9 protein-coding genes are annotated in these 9,537 nt (G+C 67.6%); 4 read left to right on the plus strand and 5 right to left on the minus strand.

All coding sequences use genetic code 11. The annotated features are described in order from the left end of the window. Window positions 1-830, minus strand: an 830-nt coding sequence (ssd, locus tag WA965_RS02300; protein WP_526446997.1) for a septum site-determining protein Ssd, incomplete at its 3' end; no start/stop codon positions are given. A 420-nt stretch (window positions 831-1,250) separates the two neighbouring features. Between ssd and WA965_RS02305 the strand changes: the two genes are divergently transcribed. Further along, on the plus strand, window positions 1,251-2,108 hold the full coding sequence (locus WA965_RS02305) for an HAD-IB family hydrolase (RefSeq protein WP_526301738.1): 858 nt from the start codon (window positions 1,251-1,253) through the stop codon (window positions 2,106-2,108). A gap of 440 nt (window positions 2,109-2,548) precedes the next feature. On the opposite strand, the gene WA965_RS02310 is transcribed toward WA965_RS02305, so the two are convergent. Continuing rightward, window positions 2,549-3,331, minus strand: a complete 783-nt coding sequence (locus WA965_RS02310) for an oxidoreductase (RefSeq protein ID WP_526301736.1) — start codon at window positions 3,329-3,331, stop codon at window positions 2,549-2,551. Between the two features lie 140 nt (window positions 3,332-3,471). On the opposite strand from WA965_RS02310, the gene acs reads away from it, so the two are divergent. After that, window positions 3,472-5,433 carry an acetate--CoA ligase gene (gene acs, locus WA965_RS02315; RefSeq protein ID WP_526301734.1) on the plus strand — a complete coding sequence of 654 codons (1,962 nt, stop codon included), beginning with the start codon at window positions 3,472-3,474 and terminating at the stop codon, window positions 5,431-5,433. A 21-nt stretch (window positions 5,434-5,454) separates the two neighbouring features. Here acs and WA965_RS02320 read toward each other — a convergent pair whose 3' ends face one another. After that, window positions 5,455-6,123: a S1 family peptidase gene (locus WA965_RS02320; protein WP_526301732.1), complete on the minus strand. Its 669-nt coding sequence runs from the start codon at window positions 6,121-6,123 to the stop codon at window positions 5,455-5,457. A 182-nt stretch (window positions 6,124-6,305) separates the two neighbouring features. Between WA965_RS02320 and WA965_RS02325 the strand changes: the two genes are divergently transcribed. Next, window positions 6,306-6,836 carry a phage holin family protein gene (locus WA965_RS02325; RefSeq protein WP_526301744.1) on the plus strand — a complete coding sequence of 177 codons (531 nt, stop codon included), beginning with the start codon at window positions 6,306-6,308 and terminating at the stop codon, window positions 6,834-6,836. Further along, window positions 6,836-7,795, plus strand: a complete 960-nt coding sequence (locus tag WA965_RS02330) for an alpha/beta fold hydrolase (RefSeq protein WP_526301730.1) — start codon at window positions 6,836-6,838, stop codon at window positions 7,793-7,795. The genes WA965_RS02325 and WA965_RS02330 overlap by 1 nt, the downstream gene beginning before the upstream one ends. On the opposite strand, the gene marP is transcribed toward WA965_RS02330, so the two are convergent. Next, window positions 7,792-8,979, minus strand: a complete 1,188-nt coding sequence (marP, locus tag WA965_RS02335; RefSeq protein WP_526301728.1) for an acid resistance serine protease MarP — start codon at window positions 8,977-8,979, stop codon at window positions 7,792-7,794. The two genes, WA965_RS02330 and marP, sit on opposite strands and share 4 nt — an antisense overlap. Beyond that, window positions 8,976-9,537: NUDIX domain-containing protein (locus tag WA965_RS02340; protein ID WP_526446999.1), on the minus strand; the 562-nt coding region annotated here is incomplete at its 5' end. The genes WA965_RS02340 and marP, both read right to left, overlap by 4 nt.

Below are 9,537 nucleotides of genomic sequence, written 5' to 3' on the forward strand. Positions count from 1 at the left end.
ACTGCGGCGGAGGCCGCGCAGGAACGCAGATCCGCCGTGGTCACCAGCACCATCAGATCCGCAGCGGCCAAGGCGGTCTCGGCGGCAGGCGTCGGTTGCCGGGCCACATCGCACACCACCGTCACCCCTGCGCGGCTTCCGGCGTCGATCACCGCCCCGAGCGTGAGCACGCCGACTTCGTTGCTGGCGGGACCACCAGACAACATCCGACTGCCCGACAGCACGCTGACCCCGGCGCGTCCGGGCAGCGCGTCACGCAGTGCCGTAAAGCTCAGCCGGCCCCCGGCCGACGAAAGGTCGGGCCAGCGCAGCCCCGGCTCGGTCTCACTTCCGAGCACCAGATCGAGCCCACCTCCCCACGGATCGCCGTCCACCAGGAGTGCCTGTGAGGTCGACTGGGCCAGCGCAGTGGCGAACACCGATGCCCCTGCCCCGCCCCGACCTGCAAGGACGGCCACAACGGCCCCGCGTGCGGCGGCCTCCAGCGACGCTTCCGTGGCGTCGGAGAGGGCCGCCATCAGCTCGCGGTCGTGTGTGGGCAAAATCACAACTTGTTGCGCGCCGACAGCAACAGCGGCCTCCCACTCGGCCGGACCAGGGGCTGAGCGGCTGATCAGCAGGACCCGGCCGCGGCGGGGCAGACCACGTCTCGCGCAGCGCCGGGCGGCGTCGACGTCGAGAAGAATCGCCGCGGCGCTCGTCCACACCCTTCGACTCGAAGGATCACTGGTCCGCACGACATTCAGGCCCGCAGCAGCGACAACACGATCGATGTCGGCGTTGAGCACCGGGTCGGCGATCACAGTCAGAATCCCTGCGGCGGTCGTCATGGCTCCAGCGTCGGCGTCTGCGCAGGGTCGGGAAAGAGCGCGGTTGCAAACTGTGGACCAAACCGAATTTGGGGACTAATCACCCGGCGGCGGCTGTGACGAAAACGACGTTCCGCAACTTTTTGGACTTCGCGAAATCTATCCGCTTTGCGAAAACACCCCACAAAAGGGACGACCCCCGCCAGGGGGGGAGGAGGCGGAGGTCGTCGTGTATCAGCCCCGGGGGGTCGGGCTGATGCACACCCGGCCGAAGCCGAGTGATTCCCACTATACACACGGCGGAGTGGGCTGGCGCAAGTACCGAAACGCGGAGAAGTCGCCTCCGACCGGGAAAAATAACAGTCACAGACACGTGTCGTGAACTGCCATTTTGTACGATCCGCCGCAATTTGTTACGCAGATCCCCCCTATGCTGGCGTTGTGACCTCACCCGACCCGGCGGCAGGGGGTGGCGCAGCGCCCGAGTCGCCCGCTTCAACGGATCGCAACGTTCGCACCGCGGCCTTCTTCGATCTTGACAAAACCGTGATCGCAAAATCGAGCACCTTGGCTTTCAGCAAACCGTTCTTCAGCCAAGGGCTAATCAATCGCCGCTCAGTTCTGAAGTCGTCGTACGCACAATTCCTCTTTCTGATGTCGGGCGCCGACCACGATCAGATGGACCGGATGCGCTCCTATCTGACGAACATGTGCACCGGATGGGACGTCGAACAGGTCAAGTCGATCGTGGGTGAGACGCTGCACGACATCGTCGATCCGCTGGTCTTCGCCGAGGCGGCCGAACTCATCGCCGACCACAAACTGTGCGGTCGCGATGTCGTCGTGGTGTCGGCGTCCGGGGAGGAGATCGTGGCACCGATCGCCCGGGCGCTCGGCGCCACCCACGCGATGGCCACCAGGATGGTCGTCGAGGACGGCAAGTACACCGGCGAGATCGCGTTCTACTGCTACGGGGAGGGCAAGGTCGAGGCCATCCGTGCGCTCGCCGCGCGTGAGGGTTACGCACTCGAGCATTGCTACGCCTACTCCGACTCGGTCACCGATCTGCCGATGCTCGAAGCTGTGGGCCATCCCACGGTGGTGAACCCGGATCGCGCGCTGCGCAAGGAGGCCGGTTCGCGCGGATGGCCCGTGCAGACGTTCTCCAAGCCGGTGTCGCTGCGGGACCGGCTTCCCGCCCCGTCGGGTGCCGCCGTGGCCACCACGGCGGCTGTCGGAGTGAGCGCCCTCGCCGCCGGCGCACTCACCTACACGCTGCTCCGCCGCTACGCGTTCTGACGGGAACCTTCGCGCAGTTGCCAGCGCCCCGGGCGTAACGATCCGGGATCGCGGGCCAATTGACCCTTGCTGTGACTGAGGTCACGTAGTACAAAGGAAGCACGGAAGCCGGGTGAGGCCAAGGTCGAACCGGAAGAGAAGGTTCGACCTCCCGATCTCGGTTACCCAGCACGGATCCCGGAACCCACGCGGAGCACATACCGCGAAATAGGTAGAAGCGTTGCGGGCCTGCGGAATTGCGAAAATCGAACGATATGTCAGCCCTTTGGGTGGGGTCCACAGTCGTAGCGGTTCGCAAGAACGCCGAGGCCACCCACGCAACCCCAACGAGCACGCTTGGTAACCGGAATCCGTGCTAGCGGGCGGCGAACCGAAGTACTTTCGAATTACTTCGGGGCGTCGCCCGCTTCATGCTTTGCTGGCGGCGCTCCTTTGCCGGGTCATGTGGTCGTCGAGGTGGCGATGGACAACGCCTCCCGTGCCCCGGCGCGCAGTGCTTCGTTGCTGAGCACCAACCACGCCGCCAGGCCCTCGGGGGTGCCCGACGCGAATCCCCGCGCCGCGGCCCGGTAGTCGCCGGAGCGACTCATCCAGTGCACTTCGGGAACGCCGAGACCGTGCGGGTCCAGCCCACTGGCGATCGTCACCAACCGCGACACCGCGCGGGCCACCACACCGTCGGCGCTGCCGAACGGCGCCAGCGTGAGCAGTTCCCCGTGTACCACGCCGGCCAGGACTGTCGCCGGCACGCGGGTCTGGCCGGTCACCACGTCGGCGAGCAACTCGAGTCGGCGTCCCACACCGACGTCGGCGCGCGGCCGCCCCAGCTCTGCACCATCAACCAGATCCGTAGCGGCCAGCGAGTGCAACCTGGCGATGGCCTGCAGCGGCGCGCGCCGCCACACACCGACGAGGGCACCTTCACCACCTTCGAGCGCCTCGGCCACCCGCAACGCTCCGGCGAGGACCGGATCCCGGCGGGCTTCCTCGGATCCGTCCGTGGAGAACTGCAGAGGACCGCCGTCGAGCACCGAGGATGCCCGCGCGGCCCGCAGTGCTGCCTCGGCTGCTGTCTTCGGCCAGCCGCGCAGGTTGGTGCGATGCCGATGTGCCTTGCCCAGCGCCTCGCGCGCCTCATCACCGGCCTGCGCGACTCCGGGTAGCTGCGCCAGAGGGGCCAGCGGGTCTCCGCCGGCGGAGTGCTTCGAGGTCCCGGCCGTCACACCCACCCACGCTAGCCGACCACGCAGACGCTACCGCTGGACCCGTGATTTGTGACGCTCGTCGCTCCAACGGTGCCGCCTGCAGCCCCACGTGTGAGTTGCTGACGACGACGCCACTTCGGGTGACTACCCTCACAGTCATGACCGAGACGCCAGTGGAAGCCCAGACTTCCTATCCTCCGTCCGCTGAATTCGCCGCCGAGGCCAATGCGACCGAGGCGATGTACGACCAGGCGGAGTCAGACCGGTTGGAGTTCTGGGCAACCCAGGCCAACCGCCTGAGCTGGGAGACCCCGTTCACCGAGGTGCTCGACTGGTCTGAGGCGCCCTTCGCCAAGTGGTTCGTCGGCGGCAAGCTCAACGTGGCCTACAACTGCGTGGACCGCCATGTCGAGGCCGGCAACGGCGACCGGGTCGCGATCCACTGGGAGGGCGAACCGGTCGGCGACGCCCGCGACATCACCTACGCCCAACTGCAGGACGAGGTCTGCCAGGCTGCCAACACCCTCGCCGGACTGGGGCTGGAATCCGGCGACCGGGTCGCCATCTACATGCCGATGGTCCCTGAGGCCATCATCGCGATGCTGGCCTGCGCGCGACTGGGTGCCATGCACTCGGTGGTGTTCGCCGGGTTCTCCGCCTCGGCGTTGAAGGCACGAATCGACGATGCCCAGGCCAAGTTGGTCATCACCTCCGACGGGCAGTTCCGCCGCGGCAAGCCGGCTCCGTTGAAGCCCGGGGTGGACGAGGCGATCGAGGGCCTCGGTGACGACAGCCCGGTCGAACACGTACTCGTGGTGCGGCGCACCGGAATCGACGTGCCGTGGACCGAGGGGCGCGACCTGTGGTGGGACGAGACCGTCCCGAAGGCCTCGACCGAGCACACCCCCGAAGCGTTCGATTCCGAGCACCCGCTCTACCTGCTGTACACCTCGGGCACCACCGGAAAGCCCAAGGGCATCATGCACACCTCCGGTGGCTACCTGACCCAGGCCTCCTACACCCACTACAACGTGTTCGACGTCAAGCCGGACAAGGACGTGTACTGGTGCACCGCCGACATCGGCTGGGTCACCGGGCACACCTACATCGTCTACGGGCCGCTGTCGAACGGCGTCACCCAGGTCGTCTACGAGGGAACACCGGCCTCCCCCGATGAGCACCGGCACTTCCAGGTGATCGAAAAGTACGGTGTCACAATCTATTACACCGCCCCCACTGTCGTGCGCACATTCATGAAGTGGGGTCGGCAGCTACCCGCCGAGCACGACCTGTCCAGCCTGCGGCTCCTCGGGTCGGTCGGCGAGCCGATCAACCCCGAGGCGTGGCGCTGGTACCGGATGGCCTTCGGTGGCGAGAAGACGCCGATCGTCGACACCTGGTGGCAGACCGAGACCGGCGCAGCGATGATCTCGCCGCTGCCCGGGGTGACCGCCTGCAAGCCCGGCTCGGCGATGCGTCCACTGCCGGGCATCTCCGCCAAGATCGTCGACGACGACGGCAACGAACTCGAGCCCAGCCCCGATCACGGCGAGCATGTCACCGGTTATCTGGTCCTCGACAAGCCGTGGCCGGCGATGCTGCGCGGCATCTGGGGTGATCCGGAGCGGTTCATCGAGACCTACTGGTCGCGGTTCGCCAAGCAGGGCTGGTATTTCGCCGGTGACGGCGCCCGGTACGGCAGTGACGGCGAGATCTGGATTCTCGGACGTATCGACGACGTCATGAACATCTCCGGACACCGGATCTCCACTGCCGAGGTGGAATCCGCCCTCGTCGGCCACTCCGGGGTGGCCGAGGCCGCTGTCGTCGGTGCCACCGACGAGCAGACCGGTCAGGCCATCTGTGCGTTCGTCATCCTCAAGTCCAGTGCCCACGGCGGCGCCGAGAACATGGTCGACGAACTGCGCGCCGAGGTGGCGCGCGAGATCTCGCCGATCGCCAAGCCGCGGGAGATCCACGTGGTGCCGGAACTGCCGAAGACCCGCAGCGGCAAGATCATGCGCCGGTTGCTACGTGACGTGGCCGAGGGCCGCGAACTCGGTGACACCTCGACCCTGGTCGACCCCAGCGTGTTCGAGGCGATCCGCGCCAGCAAGTAGCCGTCTTCGTTCCTCGGACGGTCAGCCGGCCCCTACCGGCACGAAGCCGCTGCCCGGCCGGCCCTTGGCGGTGATGTCGGCAAGCTGGGTGTTGAACGACATGGTCACCGCCGGGGTGTGCAGCGGGATGAACTTGATGACGCACGTCGGCAGCTCTTCGGAGAACGCCCCGTGGATCATCCCGACGAGCCGGTTGTTGACCGTGACCGGCGCGCCGGAGTCCCCGGGTTGGCCGCAGACCTGGTTGACGATGGTGCCGGGTTGCTCTCCGGGCCCCCAGGTGACGCCGCACGAGTAGCCGGTGGTCCGTCCGAGCTTGCAGGCGACATCACCGAATGTGGGATCCGGGCCGAGCCCGTCGATGCGGAAGCCGTTCACGGAACTGACAGGGGTGACCTTGGCCGGGTCGAACTGGATGACCGCGTAGTCCAGACCGTCGTTGCCGGCGACCATCGTGCCGACGACACCCGCGTTCTCGGCTCCCTCGGCGGCCACCACCGCGCCCGGACCACCGCAGTGCGCGGAGGTGAAACCGATCAGGCTGCCGCGATTGTCGGTGCCGATGGCGGTCAACGTGCACAGGGTCTCGCCGTCGACGACCAGGCCGGAGCCACCACCGAGGGGCACTGGGGCATCGGCGTGGGCGGGAGCCGCCACGCCCACCATCAGCGCCGCGGTCGCCACCACCATCACGGCACGATGAGTCAGGCTCAGGACACCAGGCTGGCCGCTGGACCTCAAGAGACACTTCCAATCGACAAGCCCGACCCGCCATACAGGAACCCGCGCAGTCTATCGTCACCGCGGAATCGTTTAGCGCGACGCCACGTGGCAACATGAACCGCGATATCAAACCGCGACCTGACAGCCAGATGGGGAAGGAAGCTTCCGTGAGCGACCGCAAGAACGGCGTGCCGACCACCGTGACCTCGATACCGCTGGTGGACCCCCACGCGGTGAAGCCCGATCCGTCGATCGGCGATCTGGTCAAGGATGCGACGTCACAGGTGTCGACCCTGGTGCGCGCCGAGGTGGAGCTGGCCAAGGCGGAGATCACTCGTGACGTCAAGAAAGGCCTGACGGGCAGCGTCTTCTTCATCCTGGCGCTCGTGGTGCTGTTCTACTCGACGTTCTTCTTCTTCTTCTTCCTCGCGGAATTGTTGGACAGTTGGCTGTGGCGCTGGGCGGCGTTCCTCATCGTGTTCGGGATCATGGTCGTGGTGACCGGGGTCCTGGCGCTGCTCGGCTATCTGAAGGTGCGAAGGATCCGCGGCCCGCAGAAGACGATCGAGTCGGTCAAGGAGATCCCCGAAGCGCTGAGTCCCGGACACGACCGGGCCACCAAAGCACTGGCCACCACCGACGGTAAGCCGGCGTCGACCGCTGACCCGTCAGGCTGGTAATGGCCCCGCCCGATCCGTCGGTGGTACGCATCGGCGGGCCGTGGCGCCATTTGGACGTGCACGCCAACGGGATTCGGTTCCACGTGGTCGAGGCCGAGCGCCGGACGAACCCCGATGACCGGTCGACTGCGCTGACGGACCGACCACTGGTCATCCTGCTGCACGGCTTCGGGTCGTTCTGGTGGTCCTGGCGACACCAGTTGAAGGGGCTGACCGGCGCCCGGGTGGTGGCAGTCGACCTGCGCGGATACGGCAGCAGCGACAAACCTCCCCGCGGCTACGACGGGTGGACGCTGGCCGGGGACACGGCGGGCCTGGTCCGCGCCCTGGGGCACACCTCGGCCACCTTGGTGGGTCACGCCGACGGGGGCCTTGTCTGCTGGGCGACCGCAGTGCTGCACCCCAGGGCGGTCCACGCGATCGCGGTGGTCAGCTCGCCGCACCCCGCTGCGCTGCGCACCTCCGTGTTGCGGCGCCGTGATCAGGGCAGGGCGTTGTTGCCGTGGATGTTGCGCTATCAGATGCCCGTGTGGCCGGAACGCGCGCTGACCCGGCACGGCGGCGCCGAGCTCGAGCGGCTGGTCCGTAGTCGTGCCAGTGCCAAATGGCTGGCGAGCGAGGACTTCTCGGAGACCATCGGGCACCTGCGGCAGGCAATCCAGATTCCGTCGGCGGCACACTCGGCACTGGAGTATCAGCGCTGGGCGGTACGCAGCCAGCTGCGCAACGAGGGACGGCGCTTCATGCAGTCGATGAAGCGGCCGCTGTCGGTTCCCCTGTTGCATCTGCGCGGCGACGCCGACCCCTACGTGCTGGCGGATCCGGTGCGCCGAACCCAGCGCTACGCACCGCACGGGCGCTACGTGTCGATCGGCGGCGCCGGCCACTTCGCGCACGAGGAGGCGCCCGAGGCCGTCAACGAGCAGCTGTCCCGGTTCCTGACGCAGGTCTACGGCTAGCTGATGCAGGTGCCGGTGGGCACCCGCTCCACATTGCCCACTCTGGCCATCTGCCGTGCCACCTCATCGGCGGTGAGCACGAACCCGGTGTCGACGTCGTCGACCGCCGCACCGAAGACCACCCCGAGCACCTTGCCGCCGCGATTTATCATCGGGCCACCCGAATTTCCTTGGCGCACAGTCCCTCTGATGGTGTACACCTCGCGGGTGACCGTGGTGGTGCGATAGATGTCGGGACCGTTGAGCTCGATGATCTCCCGGACGCGCGACGGCGTGGCCGTGAACTCACCGCCGCCGGGATACCCCATCACGATGCCGTCGGTGCCCGCAGGAGCCTCCCCCTCGGCGAACTGCAGCGGCGCCGACGGCAGGTTGGGCACGTCGAGGATCGAGATGTCGGCGTCGGGGTCGTAGGAGACCACGCCCGCGTCGTAGGTCTGGCCGTCGACCTCGATGGTCACGCTCTCCGAACCGGCGACGACGTGGGCATTGGACATCACCCGGTTCGGGGCGACGACGAACCCGCTGCCCTCGAGCACTTTCTGGCAGCTCTGCGCGACACCGCGGACCTTCACCACGCTCGGCCGCGTCGCGCCGACGACTGCCGAGTCGCTCAGCGACGCGTCGGGCGGGTCGATCGCGGCGACCTCGGTGGGGCCGAACGGTTTCAGGACGTCGTGCAGCCCGGCGGTGTCCCACAGGGCGGAGAGCCGATTGGGCACCGACCGGAGCCAGCTCGGCGCCACCGCGTCGACCTCGGCGATCACCTTCGAACCGCGGACGGCGGCGGCGAGGTTGGGCTGCGGAGAGGACGTCAGCGCAGTGCCCAGCAGCCAGGAGGCGGTCAGCACCAGAACCAGTTGCAGCGCCACGCCGACCACCGAGTCGAAGATGCGCAGCGTCGGGTTGCGGATCGCGCCGCGCACCGCCCTTCCGAGCACCACACCGGCGATCTCGCCGATGACGACCAGCGCCAGGATCAGGAACAGAGTCACGAACAGCTTGGTACGGGGGCCGCTGATGTGGTCGACCACGTGCGGGGCGAGCAGCACCCCCGCGACCGCGCCGAGGACCACCCCGACCAGGGCCAGCAGCGATCCGGGCGCACCTGACCGCCAGCCCGAGACGGCGGCGATGAACGCAACGGCGAGGATGGCTATGTCCAGCCATTGTGACGATGTCATAGTTGGGCATCACCGTAGCTGCCCTCGGCGTCCAGCAGCGCCATTGCGTCGCTGAGTTCCCGCACGTCGTCGGTGTCCCACGGGGTCGACCACCCCGCGACGTCGAGCATCGCCGCGATGACCTGCCCGGTGAATCCCCACACGAGCATCTCGTTGAGCAGGAACGCCGGTCCGGCCATTCGCCGGGTGTTCTCGCTGCGATACACCATGATCCGGTTCTCCGGATTGACGAATGCCCGCACCGGAACCCGCGCGACCAGTGCGGTCTCGGACGCGTCGACGACGGCCACCGGACCCGGATCCGCCGAGTACGCGAGCACGGGCACGACGTGGAAGCCCGATGGCGGGATGAACATCCGTTCCAGGGTTGCCAGCGGATGCAGCCGGCCCACGTCGATGCCGGTCTCCTCGGTGGCCTCCCGCAGCGCCGTGCCCACGGGTCCGCCGTCCCCGGGATCTGCTGCCCCGCCCAGTCCGGCCTCGGCCCGTTCGCGCAGTTCCTGGATTTTCAGCGCGCCGATCTTGTACGCCAGCGCCTGGCTGGGAATGGCGATGTAG

The sequence above is a fragment of the Mycobacterium sp. genome (genome assembly GCF_049683935.1).
In the GTDB taxonomy this organism is placed as follows: domain Bacteria; phylum Actinomycetota; class Actinomycetes; order Mycobacteriales; family Mycobacteriaceae; genus Mycobacterium.